Raw genomic sequence first — 17,537 nt, forward strand, 5'->3', positions numbered from 1 at the left:
CCCGCTCCGGGTCCAGGATGTAGACCAGCTCGCCCCCGACGCCGCGGGCGATCAGACCGGAGGCCACCATGGACTGGTTGACCGAACCGAGCTCTCCCGTGGAGAAGTTCGGCCTGATGTTCCTCGCGATCCTGCTCTTCGTGGTCGTCATGGGGGCGATCCTGCTCGCGGTGGACAGGCCCAAGCGCATCCCGCGCTGGGTCGTGGTGCTCGCGTTCGTCGGCCCGGCGGTCGTCGGCCTGGCCTGGGGGCTCGTCCGCCCCGCGCTCATCACGATCTGGAACTCGCTCTTCGACCGCCGCGGCAACGAGTTCGTCGGGTTCGACAACTACGTCACGGCGTTCACGACCGACCAGTTCCAGCTCGTGCTGCGCAACACCGCGATCTGGGTGGTCGTCGTGCCGCTGCTCTCGACGTTCATCGGCGTCGTCTACGCCGTGCTCGTCGACCGCACGCGCTTCGAGAAGTTCGCGAAGGCGCTCGTCTTCCTGCCCATGGCGATCTCCATGGTCGGCGCGTCCATCATCTGGGGCTTCGTCTACGAGTTCCGGCCCGACCAGCCCGGCGTCAAGCAGATCGGCTTGCTCAACCAGGTGATCGTCTGGCTCGGCGGCGAGCCGCAGCAGTTCCTCATCGGGCAACCCTGGAACACGTTCTTCCTCATCGTGGTCATGATCTGGATCCAGACCGGGTTCGCCATGACCATCCTCTCGGCCGCGATCAAGGCCATCCCTGACGACATCGTCGAGGCGGCCCGGCTCGACGGCCTCAAGGGCTGGGGGATGTTCCGGTACATCACCGTCCCCAGCGTCCGCCCGGCGCTCGTCGTCGTCCTCACGACCATCGCGATGGCGACGCTCAAGATCTTCGACATCGTCCGGACGATGACGGGCGGCCAGTTCGGCACGCAGGTCGTCGCGAACGAGTTCTACACGCAGGCGTTCCGGCAGAACAACCAGGGCCTCAGCTCCGCGCTCGCGGTCATCCTCTTCATCCTGGTCATCCCGATCATCGTCTACAACGTCCGTCAGATGCGGCTCGCGGAGGAGATCCGATGACCAGCACCCCGATCCCGCCGGTCGTCCCCGACACCGACCTCACCACCGAGGCCGAGCTCGAGGGGCCACGCGCCCCCCGCAAGCTCTCCCGGCTCGAGAAGCGCGCGATCGCCGCCAAGGGGAAGCTCAGCTCGCCGTGGGCGTCATTCCTGGCGATCATCATCGCGCTGCTGTGGACGATCCCGTCGGTCGGGCTCCTCGTCACCTCGTTCCGCCCCGAGCTGGACATCCGCCGCAGCGGCTGGTGGACCGTCATCCCGGGCATCTTCACCGGCGAGGCCGAGTTCACGCTCGACAACTACGACCAGGCGCTGTACGGCAGCGGGAACAACCTCGCGACGTACTTCGTCAACTCCTTCGTCATCACGCTCCCCGCCGTCGTCATCCCGATCACGCTCGCGCTGCTCGCCGCCTACGCGTTCGCGTGGATCGACTTCCGCGGGCGCGACATCCTCTTCGTCGGCATCTTCGCGCTCCAGGTCGTGCCGCTGCAGGTCGCGCTCGTCCCGCTCCTGCGCGACTACGTCAACGTCGGCCTCAACGGCACCTTCTGGACCGTCTGGCTGTCGCACTCGATCTTCGCGCTGCCGCTCGCGATCTTCCTCCTGCACAACTTCATGAAGGACATCCCGCGGTCGCTCGTCGAGGCGGCGCGCGTCGACGGCGCAGGGCACGTCAAGATCTTCTTCCAGGTGCTCCTTCCGCTGCTCGTCCCCGCCATCGCGTCGTTCGCGATCTTCCAGTTCCTCTGGGTGTGGAACGACCTGCTCGTCGGCCTGACGTTCGCCGACACCTCGTCGTACCCGCTGACGGTGCGCGTGGCAGAGATGGCGGGATCGCGCGGCGGTGACTGGCACATCCTCACGGCCGGCGCGTTCATCTCGATCATCGTGCCGCTCGTCGTGTTCATCGCGCTCCAGCGGTACTTCGTGCGCGGTCTGCTCGCGGGGTCCGTCAAGGGCTGAGGTCACGGTCACCGCGACGTGTCACCGCCGCGGTGGTTCGCGTCCCGTCCACCACCGCTCGTCCTCACGTCTCGCCCCGGCGTCGCGGCCGTGACCAGTCGTCGGTGGCGTGCCCGGCGGCGGTGGGTCGGTCTGGTCGTAGAGTCGTGCGGTGCCCGTCCGTCCTGCCGCCGCCCTCGGGCGGGTGCCCGTGCCGGCGCTGTTCGTCGTCTCCGGGCTCACGCAGTACCTGGGGGCGGCGATCGCGGTCGGGCTGTTCGCGGTCGCCGGGGCTGTCGAGATCGGGTGGCTGCGGATCGCGGCATCCGCGGTCTTCCTGCTGGTGTGGCGTCGCCCGTGGCGGCGGTCGTGGACCCGGCACGACCTCGGGTGGATCGTGGTGTTCGGTGTCGCGCTCGCGGCGATGAACCTCGCGTTCTACGTCGCGATCGACCACCTGCCGCTCGGGACCGCCGTCGCGATCGAGTTCCTCGGGCCGGTCGCCGTGGCGGCTGTCACGGGGCGCGGGTGGCGCGAGCGGGGCGGGATCGCCGTCGCCGCAGCCGGCGTCGTGCTCCTCGCCGGCGTGACGATCGAGTCGGACCTTCCGCGCGAGGACGCGATCCTCGGGCTCGCCGCGATCGCCGTCGCCGCGTCGTGCTGGGCTGCGTACATCGTGCTCGGGCGCCGTGTCGCGGTCGCCGGTTCCGGCGTCACGTCGCTCGCGGTGGCGATGACGGTCGGGGCGCTCGTCTTCGCGCCGTTCCTCGCGCCGTCGGCGGTCCCGGTGCTGGGGGACTGGCGGTACGTCGTCGCGGTCGCCGGGATCGCGGTGTTCTCGTCCGTCGTCCCGTACGCGCTCGAGCAGGTCATCCTGCGGCGGGTCAGCGCCGCGACGTTCTCCGTGCTCCTCGCTCTGCTCCCCGCGACCGCCGCGGTGGTCGGCGCGGTCGTGCTCCGGCAGGTGCCCACGGTCCCCGAGCTGCTCGGGCTCGTCCTCGTCTCGGGCGCGATCGCCATGACGGCGCGCCGGGGCGGGCCCGGAGACACGACGTCGTCGGCCACCGTCGGGCCGGTGGACCCGCCGCCCGCCTGACCTACAGGTACTGACCTGGCGAGGGACGACCGTCGTGCTCGTCCGGCCGCCCGCCCGGCTGGCCCGGCTGGCCGGGGATGCCGCCAGGACCGCCCGGTCCCATCGGCAACGATCCGGGGGGCAGCGCGCGCCGCATCTGCGAGAGCTGTGCCTGCGCGGCCATCTGCTGGGCGACGAGGGCCGTCTGGATCCCGTGGAAGAGGCCCTCGAGCCACCCGACGAGCTGGGCCTGCGCGACGCGCAGCTCGGCGTCGGTCGGCACCGCGTCGTCGGAGAACGGCAGAGTGATCCGGTGCAGCTCCTCGACGAGGTCGGGGGAGAGGCCGTCCTCCAGCTCGCTGAGCGAGCGCTCGTGGATCTCCGCGAGCCGGGAGCGTGCCGCCTCGTCGAGCGGGGCGTCGCGCACCTCGTCGAGCAGCTTCTTGATCATGCCGCCGATGCGCATGACCTTCGCCGGCTCCTCGATCACGGTGGTGGGGTTGCGGTCGGGGTCCGTGGAGTCGTCGCTCTCCACGACGCTCACTCCCGTGCCGTCGGGCATGACGACCGTCGTCCGCTCGGGCGCCTCGTCCTCCCGTCCGGTGTCGGTGCCCTCGGGCTCGGTGGGGCGGGGGTCGCTCGGTGCGTCAGCCATGGGGACAGTCTTGCGCCTGGCGCCCACGCACGCACGGACCGGCGTCGTCCGGACGCGGTGCGAACTGGCGAGCGGTCGTCAGGGGACGAGCAGCACCTTCCCGAACGCCTCGCCCGACTCCAGCATCTCGTGGGCCCGGGCGGCCTCGTCGAACGGCACGCGCGCGTGCACGACGGGCCGGACCCGCCCGTCCTCGACCATCGGCCAGACGTGGGTCAGCACCTCGTGCACGATCCGCGCCTTCTCGTGCGAGGGGCGGGAGCGCAGCAGGCTGCCCGTGACGACCGCCCGCTTGGCGAGCACCCTGCCCAGGTCGAGCTCCGCGCGTCGGCCCTTCTGCATCCCGACGACGACGAGCCGCCCGCCCGTGGCGAGCACCTCGACGTTGCGCTCGAGGTACGCGGCACCGATCACGTCGAGCACGACGTCCGCACCGCGCCCGCCCGACGCGTCGCGCACCGCCGCGACGAAGTCCTCGGTGCGGTGGTCGACGCCGAGGCTCGCCCCGAGCGCCACGCAGCGGTCGGCGCGCTCGCGGCCGCCCGCGGTGACCGCGACGTGCGCCCCGAGGGCTGCCCCGACCTGCACCGCGATCGTGCCGACCCCGCCCGAGCCGCCGTGGACGAGCAGCCACTCGTCCGCGACGAGCCGGCCCGCGTCGACCACGTTGCTCCACACCGTGCACGCGGCCTCGGGGAGCGCGGCAGCATCCACGAGGTCGACGCCGTCGGGCACCGGCAGCACCTGCGTCGCACGGACACGGACCTGCTCCGCGTAACCCCCGCCCTCGAGCAGCGCGACCGCCCGGTCGCCCACGGACCAGCCCGTCACAGAGTCCCCGACGAGCGCGACGGTGCCCGACACCTCGAGGCCCGGCCACTCCGGGGCCCCCGGGGGCGGAGGGTAGTTTCCGGCGCGTTGTAGCAGGTCAGCACGGTTCACGCCAGCGGAGGCGACGTGCAGGACCAGCTCGTCGGGGCCGGGGGTCTGGTCAGGGAGCTCGGAAACCGTTAGTTTCGCAGGGCCACCGGGGGCCGCTATCGTGACGCCTCGCACATCGCCGAGACTACGCGGCGGGCCCGGAAGGTGCCGGGCCGCCGTCGGGGCACCGTTGGAGTCGCGCGCGTGGTCGCGCTTCCCCACGGATTAGGCGTCCGGAGGATGTGCACCGATAGTTAGTACGCACGACCGGGGAGTCGGGCTGTTCGAGACGCGCCGAAGCGTGCGCCGACCGCCGCCGAACCGGGTGGACCAGGGTGATGGAGGCAGGTTCGTATGCTCCGCAGGTTGAGCGTTCGCGGGAAGATCCTTGCGGCCCTCGCCGTGCCCGTCCTCGTCCTCTTCCTCGCCGCGGCGGTCATCTCCGGGCAGGCGATCACGTCGGCGCGGAACGCGAGCCAGGCGAGCGCGCTCGTGGACGCGCTGGCCGCGCAGGACGCGGCCGGGACCGAGATCGCGGCCGAGCGCACCTACGCGATCCTGGACTCCTACGGTACCGAGGGTGCCACCGAGCAGATGATGGCGCAGCGCGAGAAGACGGACCGCGCTCTCGACATTCGTGACCGGCGCTACGAGGCGCTCAACACCTCCGCGCTCGACCCGCGGGTGCGCGCGGCGCTCGCCGAGACGATCGCCGACCGGCAGGACCTCGTCAACCTGCGCCGGGGCATCGACCGCTCCGACATCGGCGAGATCTCGCGGACGGACCAGTACACGGACCTCATCGACCGGGCGCTCGAGGTGCCCCGCACGCTCGCGGACACGACGCCCGACCGCGACCTCGCGCAGTACCTCGACACGTACGTGCTGCTCGACGAGCTGCTCGCCCAGCAGGCCCTCGAGCAGCCGGTCGCCGCCGCGGTGCTGAACCTGGCGCAGGAGCAGGGGGACGTCCCCACGAGCGTGGCCCAGCCGGCGGCAGTCCTCATCACCGCCGGCGACACTCTCGCGGGTGAGGCACGCGCCGCGGTGCGGGACCTGCCCGGCGAGCTGACGCTCCCTCCCCCCGGTGCGACCTACACCCAGCTCCGCGGGAACCTGTCCGGCTCCCGTCCCGAGTCGGCGCCCGCGACGCAGGCCCGTCAGTGGTCGGACCTCTCGCAGGAGGACCGCGACCTCGCGAGCCCGGTGCGCGACGAGGTCCGCACGGACACGGCCGAGAAGGCCTCCGACCTGGCGGGCGCGGCCACGACGCAGGCGGTCATCACGATCGCCGCGACCCTGGCGGCGATCGTCCTGTCGATCTTCGTCGCCGGCCTCATCGCCCGCGCGATCGTCAATCCGCTGCGCCGCCTGACCGACGCGGCCGAGGACGTGCGTGACCAGCTCCCGCGCCTCGTCGAGCAGGTCGCCGTCCCGGGCCAGGGCCCCGGGATCGACCTCGCGCCGATCTCGGTCGAGTCCACGGACGAGGTCGGTCAGCTCGCGACCGCGTTCAACGACGTGAACTCCACGACCATCAAGGTCGCGCGCGAGCAGGCCGCGCTGCGTGGCTCGATCGCCGAGATGTTCGTCAACGTCGCGCGTCGCGACCAGGTGCTCCTCAACCGCCAGCTCGCGTTCCTCGACGACCTCGAGCGCTCCGAGGAGGACCCGGGGACGCTGTCGAACCTGTTCCGACTCGACCACCTCGCGACCCGTATGCGCCGCAACGCGGAGTCGCTCCTCGTCCTCGCGGGCATCGACTCCGGCCGCCGCGTACGCCAGCCGATGCCGGCCTCGGACGTCATCCGTACGGCGTCGTCCGAGATCGAGCTGTACGACCGCGTCCGGCTCAACCTCGTCGTCGACCCGCTCATGCTCGGGCACAACGCGCTGAACGCCGCGCACCTGCTCGCCGAGCTCCTCGAGAACGCGACGATGTTCTCCGAGCCGCACACCCCGGTCGAGGTCACGACCGGTCGGGACGAGCAGTTCGTCCGCGTCACGATCCGCGACCACGGCCTCGGCATGACGCCCGAGGAGATCACCGACGCCAACCGGAAGGTCGCGACGCACGCGGCGTCCGACGTCGTGGGCGCCCAGCGCCTCGGCCTGTACGTCGTCGGCCGCCTCGCCGACCGCCTCGGTGCGCGCGTGCACTTCGGTGCGGGCTCGGACGGCAAGGGCACCGAGGTCACGGTGTCGTTCCCCGGCGTCCTCTTCGTCCCGGACTCGAACGTCCCGCTCCCGCAGCCCACCGACCCGCTCGAGACGGGCACGCAGGCGGCGGCGCAGCAGCTCAGCGGCACGGACTCGTACCCGGCCCTGCCGCCCGCCGACGTCGCGCCGGCGGCCCCGCAGGCCCCGGCACCTGTCGCGCAGCCGGCACCGACGTCGTCGTTCCCGGCCGTCGAGCCGGAGGCGCCGCTCGCGGTGCCGGTCGACCTCGACGCGCTCACCGACGGGACGACGCAGACGGGCATGCCCCGGCGTCGCTCGCGGACCGTCGACCCGGCCGCGGCAGCGCCGAGCGCCTCCTTCTCGTCCGGGCCGCAGACCGGCGCGATCGTCCTCCCGCCGCTCGCGAGCCCGACGCTGCCCGACCAGCTCCCGGCGTCCGACGACGCGTGGACCCCGCCCGCCGAGGTCGCCGACGTGGGCAGGACGCTGCCGAGCCGTTCTCGTCCCGCCGTCGCGCCGGTCGAGCCGGTGTCGGCCGAGATCCCCGTGATCGACGTCAGCACCCGCAGCGCGCTGTTCTCGAGCTTCCGTCCGGTCGGTGAGCGGCCTGCCGCCGACAACCCGGTCGAGCTCGCACCAGCTCCCGACGTCACGGCCACCGACATCCCGCTCGTCACCGAGGTGCCCGTCGACCCGGCGCCGGTCCTCCAGGACGTGTGGACCCCCCAGGAGAGCTTCCAGGAGCCGGTCCAGCAGGCCACCCAGGAGCAGACCGCCTCGTGGGCGCCCCAGCCCGCCGCCCACGAGCCCGGCACCGTGCAGCCCGCCGCGGCGTGGGCGCCGGAGCCCTCGCCAGAGCAGGACCGGGCGCCCGAGCAGACGTGGGCCGCCGAGCAGCCGGCCCAGCAGACGTGGTCCGTCGCGCCGCACGCCGGTGACGACGCTACCCGCGTGGTCCCGGCCGTTCCCGCGGAGGACCTCGTGGCGCCGGCCCCCGCCGTCGCGGAGCAGGTGCCGACCGCGTCCGACGTCCCGCTCGTCGCCGAGGGCGGCGAGACGCGCGAGGCGGACGACGAGATCCCCGCCGAGCTGACCTTCGAGGCGCTGCCCCGCTTCGAGGAGCTCATGGCGGACCTGCCGACGCGGCGCTCCCTGCGGGAGAGCCAGGCGCGCAAGCGGGGGATCTTCGGACGGCGCCCACGGACGACCGCGACGCCGCAGGCGACGGTCGCCACCGGCCCGTCGCCCGATGCGCTCGCCTCGCGTCCGGTCGTGACGTCGGCCCCGGCCCCGGCCTCGGCGCCGATCACGCTCGCCCCGGCCCCGGCCCCGGCCCCGGCCCCGGCTCCGGCCCCGGCGCCGGAGCCCGTTGCTCGCGCCTCCGCGTTCGGCGCGCGCGCCGAACAGCCCGTCGCCGCGCAGCCTGCGTTCGCGCCCGAGCAGACCGCCGCGGAGTCGTCCTCGTTCGCCCCGGCGTCCACCTACGAGACGAGCTTCCTGCCCCCGGTCCAGGACGACGCGCCGGTGGCGCACCGCCCTGTACCGGTCGAGGCGCCGGTCGCGGTGCCCGTCGAGCCGACCTACGCCCCGGCGGAGCCGGTCGCGCCGGCGAGCGCCGCGTGGGCGCAGCCTGCCGAGCAGGCCGCGCCGGCGGCGCCGGCCGTGGGCGGCTACGGGCCGCCCGCCCCGCTCGTGCGTCGCCCGGTCCCCGACTCGCTCGAGCCGCTCGACGCCGGCTACATCAGCGACTCGGTCGAGGCGCGGTCCGACTGGATGGCGTCGGCGGTGCTGTACGAGGAGATGTCCACCCTGCTGCAGGGCAGCACCGACTTCCAGGAAGCGACGTTGGCGGACCCGAACGACGGCACCTACCAGCCCCTCAAGGTCGACTCCGCGCCCGTGGCGGGCCTGACCCGACGCTCTCGTGGTGACCAGCGCGAAGGCTACGTGGACCGCTTCACGGCGCGCATCGACCGTGACCCGGAACAGCTGCGAGCACGCTTGTCGGCGTTCCAGTCGGCCACGGCCCGCGGCCGCGTGGAGGGCACCGACGAGACCGGTTCGACGTGGACCCCTCAGACCATGGATTATGTCCCTGATTCAGCGCCGCAGGCGCGGTGACGACATGCCGTCTGCGGCAACTGACGAGGAGGAAGTGTGAACGCGCTCAGCACCGAGGCCACGAATTTCGGGTGGCTGCTCGACAACTTCGTGCGTACGGTCCCGGGGAGCCGGCACACGCTCGTGGTGTCGGCGGACGGCCTGCTCATGGCCATGTCCGACCAGCTCGACCGGACCAGCGGTGACCAGCTCGCCGCGATCGTCTCGGGGATGTCGAGCCTGACCCGCGGCGCGGCTCGCCAGCTCAACGGCGGGAACGTCCGCCAGGCGATCATCGAGATGGACAACGGCTTCTTGTTCCTCATGAACGTCTCGAACGGGTCGGTGCTCGGCGTCGTGGCGGAGGCCAACTGCGACATCGGCCTCATCGGCTACGAGATGGCGCTGCTCGTGTCGCGCACCGAGGCGACCCTGACCCCGCAGCTGATCTCGGAGATGCGGGGCAGCCTCCCCGTTGACGGTGCAACGCGAGCCCCGGTGGGATGAGGTCTGATCGATGACGAACGTACCTTTCGGCAGCACGAGGGCCCACGACGGCTACGAGGCGGCGACGGTTCGTCCGTACGCGGTCACGGGCGGCCGCGTGCGGTCGGCCACCTCCGACCTTCCGCTCGAGGCCCTCGTCGAGGTCATGCCCGGCGCGGTGAACAGCTACGGCCTCCCGCCCGAGAAGCGTTCGATCCTCCAGCACGCCGCGCACACCTACGTGTCGATCGCCGAGCTGTCCGCGCTGCTGCGGCTCCCGCTCGGTGTGACGAAGGTGCTCGTGGCGGACCTGCAGGAGGACAACTACATCACCGTCCACACGTCGACCCCGCTCAACGTCCACACGGGTCACGGCAGCAACCACTCGGGCCTGTCCCTGAGCGTCTTGGAGAGTGTTCTCAATGGCATTTCCACCCTCTGACGGCTCGGGGAGCGCGCCGCAGCCAGGGCAGCCGTCCGGGGTGATCGGAGGCGTGCCGACGGGTCAGCCCGCAGCGGCCCGTGCGACGGCGTGGTCACCGGTCAACGCGCCGGCCGGGGTCCAGAGCCAGCAGGCACCGTCCGCCCAGCCCGCGGCGGTCGCGACGGTTCAGGCCGTGCCCGCGCAGCCGGCGACCACCGTGTCGCCCGCCCCGGCGCAGGCCGCTCCGGCGCCCACCGCCGCCCCCGCGGCGTCCGCGCAGCCGCCCGCCGGGCACCCGGCGCCGACGGGGCAGCAGCAGGCAGGTCCGGCGCAGTCGGCGTACTCGCCGACCGCTCCCGCGCAGGCACCGGCCGCAGCCCCGGTCGCGGCCCAGCCCCGCACGGCTCCGCAGCCCATGGCCTCGGCAGCAGCGCAGGCTCCGGCGCAGGGCGGAGCCCCGGCGGCCGCGCGCACGGCCCCTACGGTCGTCAAGATCGTCGTCGCCGGCGGGTTCGCGGTCGGCAAGACGACCTTCATCGGCTCGATCTCCGACGTGGAGCCCCTCAACACCGAGGCCGCCATGACGGAGCACTCGGTGGGCGTGGACGACGCCGGCGGCGTGACGGACCGCAAGACGACGACCACGGTCGCCATGGACTTCGGCCGCGTCTCCCTGCCGGGGAACCTGTGGCTCTACCTGTTCGGCACGCCGGGCCAGGACCGCTTCCTCTTCATGTGGGACGACCTGGTGCGCGGTGCGATCGGCGCCGTCGTGCTCGTCGACACCGACCGCCTCGAGCAGTGCTTCCCGGCGATCGACTACTTCGAGTCGCGCAACATCCCGTTCGTCGTCGGTGTGAACTGCTTCGACGGCGTGGCCAAGCACAAGCTCGAGGACGTGCGCGAGGCGCTGCAGATCCCCGCGCACGTGCCGATGCTCTACACGGACGCCCGCTCGCGCGCGGCGACCAAGCAGACGCTCATCGCGCTCGTCCAGCTCGCGATGCGCCAGCTCCGTGGGGCGGCCTGACCGCTCCCGCACCCTGTACCACCGCACGACGGCGGGCCGCCTCCACGGGGCGGTCCGCCGTCGTCGTGCACGGGCCGGGCGTGCCACAATGGCTCGCCGGGAGGGCTGACAGAGCGGCCTAATGTGACGGTCTTGAAAACCGTTGTGCGGCAACGCACCGGGGGTTCGAATCCCTCGCCCTCCGCAACGGTCGGGCCGGGTCGGGGCGAGTGCTCCGTCCCGGCCCGACGTCCGCGTCGGCCGGGTCCCGGCCAACACCCGTGACGTACGGGACCTTCGGCGAGTGCCGGGCGCGATCGCGTACGGGATCATGGCCCCGTGACGTCTGAGCCTTCCGCGGCCGACGAGGCCGGCCTCGAGCCCGTCGACCTCATCCGCCGGTCAGGAACCGTGCTGCGGATCGGCCGGCTCGCGCTGTCCGCGGGGACCGGCAGCTACCGCGTGAAGTCGCACATGAGCCGTGCCGCGCACGCGCTGGGCCTCGACCGGGTCGCGGCCCACGTGACGCTCACGGAGATCACGGCGACGTCGTACCGCGGCCCGATCTTCCGGACCGAGCTCACGGAAGTCCGGTCGGTCGGCATCAACGCGGACCGGCTCGCGCAGCTCGAGCGGTTCTCGGCCGCGCTGCCGGTGGGGGCCGACCTCGACGAGGTCGACGCGGAGCTCGACCGGATCGCGCGCAGGCCGCCGCTGTACGGCGCGCTGCTCAACGCGCTGTGGGCCGGGATCGCGTGCGCCGCGTTCGCGTTCCTCAACAACGGCGGGGTGGTCGAGTGCGGCGCCGTGCTCGTCGCGGCGGCACTCGGGCAGGGCGTGCGCCGCGCGATGCTGCACCGGGGGATCAACCAGTTCGGGGTGACGATGCTTGCGGCGGCCGTCGCGAGCATCGCCTACCTCGTCCTCGTCCTGGCGTTGTCGGCGACCGCCGGCGTGGCGGGCAGCCACGAGGCGGGGTACGTCTCCGCGGTGCTGTTCCTCGTGCCGGGTTTCGCGCTCGTCACCGGGGCGCTCGACCTCGCGAAGCTCGACTTCTCCGCCGGTGTCGCGCGCCTGACGTACGCGCTCATGATCCTCGCGTCGGCAGCCCTGGCCGTGTGGGGGGTCTCCGCGGCGGCCGGCCTGGCCCCCGACCCGGTTCCGCCGCAGGGGCTCACCGAACCGCTGCTGCTCGGGCTGCGCGCGCTCGCGAGCTTCCTCGGCGTGCTCGGGTTCGCGCTCATGTTCAACAGCCCGTGGGCGATGGCGGTCGGGGCCGCGTCGATCGGCATGGTCGCGAACGTCGGGCGCATCCTGCTCGTCGACGGAGGGGTCGTCCCGCAGGCGGCCGCCGCGGCTGCAGCGCTGTTCGTCGGGCTGCTCGCCGCGACCGTGGCACCCGCGCTGCGCGTGCCGCGCATCACGGTGTCCGTGCCGGCGGTCGTCATCATGGTGCCCGGGGTGACGGCGTACCGCGCCGTCTACGAGTTCAACACCGGTGAGACGGCCCGGGCGCTCGCCTACGCCGTCGAGGCCGGGCTCGTCATCGTCGCGCTGGCGATCGGGCTTGCCGTCGCACGCATGCTCACCGACCGGGAGTGGACGTTCGAGCGCTAGCTCCTCGCGTGCCCGGACGCGGCCTGGTCCCGAGCCGCCGGCCCCGACGCCGGGCTCAGGGGACGCCGAGGAAGAAGGCGCGGAGGTCGTCCGCGAGCAGCGTCGGCTCCTCCATCGCGGGGAAGTGACCTCCCTCGGCGAACTCGCTCCAGTGGCCGACCGCGGTCCCCGGGTCCATCGTGCGCCGCACGAGCGGGTGCGCGTCGAACACCGCCCATCCGGACGGCACCCCGGCGGCCATGGACAGGGCCAGCCCGGAGTGCTCCGCCTCGTAGTAGAGCTGCGCGCTCGACGCACCGCTGCGGGTGAACCAGTAGAGGCTGACGTTCGTGAGGAGCTGGTCGCGGTCGACGACGGGCGCCCGGTAGCCGCCGTCGGCCCTGGTCTTGAACTTCTCGGCGACCCACGCGAGCAGACCGACGGGCGAGTCCGTGAGCGCCGGGCCGATCGTGTCGGGCCGGTGGTTGTGCATCTCGAGATACCCGCGTTCCGCCGCGCGCTCGGCACGCAGCGCCGAGAGCTGGGCGATCTCGTCCTCGGACAGACCGTCGGGGAGGGGGAACTTGTCGCCGACCAGCCCGAGCACGGCACGGTCTGCGCCGAGGTGCATGCCGATGACGCGCTCGGGGTGGACGGCGGCGAGGCGGCCGGCGACACCGGAACCGATGTCGGTGCCGTGGACCGCGAACCTCTCGTAGCCGAGACCCGTCATGATCCGGGCGTAGGCCTCCGTGGTCCGCGCCAGCTCCCAGCCGGTGGACGACAGCGGGGTGGAGAACCCGAAGCCGGGCAGCGACGGGACGACCACGTGGAAGTCGTCGGTCAGCAGGGGGAGGAGCCGCTGGTACTCGACGAACGAGCCGGGCCAGCCGTGGTTCAGCAGCAGCGGGACGGCGTCGGGGTTCGCCGACCGGGCGTGGACGACGTGGAACGTCTGGCCGTCGACGACCGTCGTGAGCTGTGCGTGCTCGTCGAGCCGTGCCTCCTGCGCACGCCAGTCGAAGCCGTCGCGCCAGTACCCGGCGAGCTCCTGGAGGTACGCCAGAGGGATGCCGCGGCTGAAGTCGTCGCGGGCGTCCCGGCCTGGCACGAGGATCGGCCAGCGCGTGCGCGCCAGCCGGGCCCGCAGGTCGTCGACGTCGGCCTGCGGGACGTCGATGCGGAACGGTGTGAGCGTCGTGGTCTCGGTCATGACGTCGACGTTCCCAGGCGATGCGGCAGGCTTGCTTCCGCAATCGCTGGGATGATCGAGGACATGTTGGCGACCTCCGCCCGTCTGCTCGAGCTGCTGTCGTTGCTCCAGCTCAGGCGCGGCTGGACGAGCTCCGAGCTCGCCGGCCGGCTCGGGGTGAGCACGAGGACCGTGCGCGCCGACGTCGGCAAGCTGCGGTCGCTCGGCTACCCCGTGGACGGGCGGCCCGGTGTCGCGGGCGGGTACCGGCTCGCTGCCGGGACGGCGATGCCTCCGCTCCTGCTCGACGACGACGAGGCGGTCGCCGTCGCGGTCGGGCTGGGTGCCGTCGCCACCCGGGGGCTCGGCGTCGAGGAGACGTCGCTCACCGCGCTCGCGAAGCTGGAGCAGGTGCTCCCGTCGCGGCTGCGTCGGCGGGTCGAGGCGGTGCGCGAGGCGACGAGCAGCGTCCCGGAGCGCGAACCGCCGCTCGACCTCTCGGTCCTCGGTGCGGCGGCGGCGGCGATCCGCGGCCACGAGCGGCTCCGGTTCGGGTACACCAAGCCCGGGGGACCCGAGGAGGCGCGCCACGCCGAACCGCAGCGGCTGGTGACCTGGGGATCGTTCTGGTACCTGCTCGCGTGGGATCTCGACCGGGACGACTGGCGGGTCTTCCGTGTCGACCGCATGGTTCCGCGCGCACCGACGGGCGCGGGGTTCCGGCCGCGCGTCGACCCGGAGGACGACGTCGTCGGGTACGTCGTCGCGCGCATCAGCACGGGGTCGTGGAAGTACCGTGCCCGGGTGCTCGTGCACGCCCCCGCAGCCGAGGTCACGGCGAGAATCCCCATCCCGCTCGACCTCGAGGCGGTCGACGCGTCGACGTGCCGCGTCGAGCTGGGTGCCGACGACCCGGACCGGCTCGCGCTGTGGCTGGCACAGCTCGACGTCGACGTCGAGGTGATCGACGGCGACGAGCTCGCCCTGGCGTTCGACCGCCTCGCGACGAGGTTCGGCCGCGCGGCACGTGGTGAGCGCCCGAGAACGGAGCGGCCCTGACCGGCACCTGACCGGTACCTGGCCGGTACAGCGCCGAGCGCCTGGCGAACCGGGGAACGGGGCGACGCCGTCGGGCGGGGCGGGTTTGGTCTCGCGCCGGTGCCCTTGTACCCTGGGCGACGCAGGCTCTTCGACGAGCGTGCGAGGAGACGTCGCATAGTCAGGTCTAGTGCGCCACCCTGCTAAGGTGGTAACGGAGCAATCCGTTCGAGGGTTCAAATCCCTCCGTCTCCGCTCAGGAAGGTCCCGGCTGCCGAGCGCCCGGGGCCTTTTCTGTCGCCCGGAGGCGGCGGCCTCCCGAGAAGCTGTCAGCACCCCACGAGCCCTCGGTGGGACGGGGTGCCGACAGCTTCCGGGGCGGGGCTACGCCGTCCCCGTCGTCGCGAGCGCCGACCGCACGACGAACCGGGACGCCCCGGCACCCGCGAGCACGAGCGCCGACGCCGCGACGACACACACCAGGAACTGCAGCACGACCTCGGCGTTCGAGAATGCGTTCAGCCCGATGACGGGGACCATGAACAGCAGAGCAGCCACGGTCGACACCCCGACGCTGACGACGAGCGGCACGAGCGTCTCGCGGAACCGTGCCTGGTCGAGCGTTCGCAGGTCCGTCCCGGAGAGCACGAGGGTGCGGTACTCGCTGCGCTGGTCGATGACGCGACCGGCCTGCATGACGCCCGTCGACACCGCCGCGAGGATGCCCGCGATGGCCAGCGTGAGGAACCCGCCCGTCTTGAGGTCCGTCATGAGCTGGACCTCGCCCGCGTCCGCACCGGTGCCCGGGTCGACCAGCGCGAAGACGCTCGTGAGCCCCGCGATGAACGTCGCGAGCGCGACGCCGCCGACGGAGCGCCACGCCGTCTTCGGGTTGTCGACGATCCGCCGGCCCGCGAGCAGGGTCGGGACGCGGCGGGCGCCGCCGGCCGTCATCCGCCCGACGACCCAGATGACGAACGGTCCCACGACGTTCACCGTGGCGAAGCCGACGAGCAGGATGACGGTGAGGACGGTGATCACGACGGCGACCGACCCGAAGGACAGGTTCGTCGCGATGATCAGGGCCAGGAACGCCACTCCCATCGACAGCAGCCGGACGGCCTTGAGCCCCGGCGGGGTGACGCGCGCCGCGACCCCGAGCGGCGTGATCGCGACGCGGCGCAGGCTCACGAGGGCCGACGCGAGGGCGACGAGGACCACGAGCACGACGGCACCGAGCAGCGCCGGGACGCCGACCCACAGCTCGCCGATCTCGAACGTCCGGCCCTGGAAGCGCAGCTGCGCGACGAGCGGCAGGAGCAGCCCGTAGCCGACGAGCCCGGCGAGGGCCCCGACGACGGCCTGCGCGGCGGCGTCGAGCGCGGTGAGCGTCGTGACCTGACCCGTCGTGGCGCCCGCGAGGCGCAGGGCTGCCAGGCGCGCGTCGCGGCGCGCCACGGCGAGCCGTGCAGCCGCCGCACCGAGCGTGACGAGCGGGATGAGCAGCAGGAGCGAGGCGATCCCGGCGAAGAAGGGGTACTGGGTGTCGTAGGGCGTCACGCCGGCTGCGGTGCCGTCGCGGAGCCCCTCCATCCCGCCCGCGCGACCGAAGAACGCGTGGAACCCGCCCATGACGACGAGCAGGATCGCGGTGGTGACGGCGAACGCGATGATGGCGAGCACGTTGGTCAGGGCCTGTGGGTCGCGGTCGTCCGCGCTGCGCCGCCGCAGGAGCCACCAGAGGTCGACGGTCCTCATCGCGTGCTCTCCTGGCTCGGCGTGGCCTGCTCCGCCTGGGCGCCCGGGGCGAAGAACTCGCCCGAGATGCGCCCGTCACGCATGGTGACGGTGCGCGAGCAGTGCCGTGCGACGCCCGCGTCGTGCGTGACGATGACGAGCGCCGCGCCCGAGTCGCGCGTCGCGCGGGTGAGGACGTCGAGGACCTCTGCGCCGGTCGACTGGTCGAGCGCGCCGGTGGGCTCGTCGGCGAACACGACGCCGGGCGACCCGACGAGGGCGCGCGCGATCGCGACGCGCTGCGCCTGGCCGCCCGAGAGCTCGCCGGGGCGGCGCTGCTCCATCCCGGCGAGGCCGAGATGCGCGAGCCAGCGCGCGGCGACGGCGGTCGCCTCGGTGCGCGCGGTCCCGGCGAGCATGAGCGGGAGCGCGGCGTTCTCGACGGCGGGCAGCTCGGGCAGGAGCTGGCCGGACTGGAACACGAAGCCGAAGTCCTGGCGGCGAAGGATCGTGCGCCGCGCCTCCGACAGGGTCGTGACGTCCTCGCCGCGCCACGCCACGGATCCCGACGTCGGGGTGATGATGCCCGCGAGGCAGTGCAGGAGGGTCGTCTTGCCTGAGCCGGACGGCCCCATGATGGCGACCGACTCGCCCGGGTGGACGGTGAGGCTCACGCCGGCGAGGGCGTGCGTCGTGGCCTGGGCGGAGCCGTAGACCTTGGTGAGCGCGCTCGCGACGAGGGGCGAGCCGCCGGGGGTTGAGGCGGGGCTGGTGAACGTCATGGGTCGATCGTCCGTCGTCGGGCGGGGCGGCCGCGTCGGGCTGCGGGCGGGACGTCGTCGGGGCCGGGTCCGACCACGGGTGGACCGCACGGTCCGGGGGATGCGGCGCGAGGGGGACGGCGTGGCGTCGGTCACCTCTTGCTTCAGGGAGCGCATCCGGTTTGGGTTCGCGGCGTCGACACGGTAGTCTTCTGGACGGCCGGTGAGCGATCAACGGCTGTGGAAACACCGCAGGACCGGCGCCCGTAGCTCAACGGATAGAGCATCTGACTACGGATCAGAAGGTTGGGGGTTCGAATCCCTTCGGGCGCACACACGGATGAACGGCCTCACCCAGCA

Annotated in this window: 14 protein-coding genes and 3 tRNA genes; 12 read left to right on the forward strand and 5 right to left on the reverse strand. The window is 72.9% G+C overall.

Annotated features, from left to right (window positions below):
* Positions 1-68 precede the first annotated feature (68 nt).
* From ACMXGY_RS02400 to ACMXGY_RS02410, 3 genes are all read left to right on the forward strand, one after another.
* Positions 69-1,058: a carbohydrate ABC transporter permease gene (locus ACMXGY_RS02400; protein ID WP_483775293.1), complete on the forward strand. Its 990-nt coding sequence runs from the start codon at positions 69-71 to the stop codon at positions 1,056-1,058.
* Positions 1,055-2,023, forward strand: coding sequence for a carbohydrate ABC transporter permease (locus tag ACMXGY_RS02405; RefSeq protein WP_483775294.1), 969 nt, complete (start codon positions 1,055-1,057; stop codon positions 2,021-2,023). Before ACMXGY_RS02400 ends, ACMXGY_RS02405 begins: the two co-directional genes overlap by 4 nt.
* A gap of 184 nt (positions 2,024-2,207) precedes the next feature.
* Entirely contained in the window at positions 2,208-3,098 is an 891-nt protein-coding gene (locus ACMXGY_RS02410) for an EamA family transporter (protein ID WP_483776770.1), read from the forward strand.
* Position 3,099: 1 nt separating this feature from the next.
* Here the strand turns inward: ACMXGY_RS02410 and ACMXGY_RS02415 are convergent, their stop codons facing one another.
* Positions 3,100-3,732 carry a bacterial proteasome activator family protein gene (locus ACMXGY_RS02415; protein ID WP_483775295.1) on the reverse strand — a complete coding sequence of 211 codons (633 nt, stop codon included), beginning with the start codon at positions 3,730-3,732 and terminating at the stop codon, positions 3,100-3,102.
* A gap of 78 nt (positions 3,733-3,810) precedes the next feature.
* Positions 3,811-4,788, reverse strand: coding sequence for an NAD(P)H-quinone oxidoreductase (locus ACMXGY_RS02420; protein WP_483775296.1), 978 nt, complete (start codon positions 4,786-4,788; stop codon positions 3,811-3,813).
* Between the two features lie 231 nt (positions 4,789-5,019).
* On the opposite strand from ACMXGY_RS02420, the gene ACMXGY_RS02425 reads away from it, so the two are divergent.
* From ACMXGY_RS02425 to ACMXGY_RS02450, 6 genes are all read left to right on the forward strand, one after another.
* Positions 5,020-8,955, forward strand: a complete 3,936-nt coding sequence (locus ACMXGY_RS02425; RefSeq protein WP_483775297.1) for a sensor histidine kinase — start codon at positions 5,020-5,022, stop codon at positions 8,953-8,955.
* A 36-nt stretch (positions 8,956-8,991) separates the two neighbouring features.
* Positions 8,992-9,441, forward strand: coding sequence for a roadblock/LC7 domain-containing protein (locus ACMXGY_RS02430; RefSeq protein WP_024839165.1), 450 nt, complete (start codon positions 8,992-8,994; stop codon positions 9,439-9,441).
* Positions 9,442-9,451: 10 nt separating this feature from the next.
* Positions 9,452-9,862 (forward strand): DUF742 domain-containing protein, encoded by a 411-nt coding sequence (locus ACMXGY_RS02435; RefSeq protein WP_483775298.1) that lies wholly within the window; start codon positions 9,452-9,454, stop codon positions 9,860-9,862.
* A 397-nt stretch (positions 9,863-10,259) separates the two neighbouring features.
* Positions 10,260-10,874 carry a GTP-binding protein gene (locus ACMXGY_RS02440; RefSeq protein WP_483776771.1) on the forward strand — a complete coding sequence of 205 codons (615 nt, stop codon included), beginning with the start codon at positions 10,260-10,262 and terminating at the stop codon, positions 10,872-10,874.
* 99 nt (positions 10,875-10,973) lie between these two features.
* Positions 10,974-11,058: transfer RNA gene (locus ACMXGY_RS02445), tRNA-Ser, on the forward strand.
* Between the two features lie 134 nt (positions 11,059-11,192).
* Entirely contained in the window at positions 11,193-12,470 is a 1,278-nt protein-coding gene (locus ACMXGY_RS02450) for a threonine/serine exporter family protein (RefSeq protein WP_483775299.1), read from the forward strand.
* Between the two features lie 55 nt (positions 12,471-12,525).
* Here the strand turns inward: ACMXGY_RS02450 and ACMXGY_RS02455 are convergent, their stop codons facing one another.
* Positions 12,526-13,662 carry an epoxide hydrolase family protein gene (locus ACMXGY_RS02455; protein WP_483775300.1) on the reverse strand — a complete coding sequence of 379 codons (1,137 nt, stop codon included), beginning with the start codon at positions 13,660-13,662 and terminating at the stop codon, positions 12,526-12,528.
* A 63-nt stretch (positions 13,663-13,725) separates the two neighbouring features.
* Between ACMXGY_RS02455 and ACMXGY_RS02460 the strand changes: the two genes are divergently transcribed.
* Entirely contained in the window at positions 13,726-14,700 is a 975-nt protein-coding gene (locus ACMXGY_RS02460; protein WP_483775301.1) for a helix-turn-helix transcriptional regulator, read from the forward strand.
* Positions 14,701-14,845: 145 nt separating this feature from the next.
* Positions 14,846-14,934 (forward strand) — tRNA-Ser (locus tag ACMXGY_RS02465).
* 129 nt (positions 14,935-15,063) lie between these two features.
* On the opposite strand, the gene ACMXGY_RS02470 is transcribed toward ACMXGY_RS02465, so the two are convergent.
* A complete protein-coding gene (locus ACMXGY_RS02470; protein ID WP_483775302.1) occupies positions 15,064-16,437 on the reverse strand; it encodes an FtsX-like permease family protein in 1,374 nt (457 codons plus the stop codon).
* Positions 16,434-17,198 carry an ABC transporter ATP-binding protein gene (locus ACMXGY_RS02475; protein WP_483775303.1) on the reverse strand — a complete coding sequence of 255 codons (765 nt, stop codon included), beginning with the start codon at positions 17,196-17,198 and terminating at the stop codon, positions 16,434-16,436. The genes ACMXGY_RS02470 and ACMXGY_RS02475 overlap by 4 nt, the downstream gene beginning before the upstream one ends.
* 239 nt (positions 17,199-17,437) lie before the next feature.
* Here ACMXGY_RS02475 and ACMXGY_RS02480 point away from each other — a divergent pair.
* A tRNA-Arg gene (locus tag ACMXGY_RS02480) sits at positions 17,438-17,510 on the forward strand.
* Positions 17,511-17,537: the final 27 nt, after the last annotated feature.

This window comes from Cellulosimicrobium sp. G4 BAM 1002, from assembly GCF_057126935.1.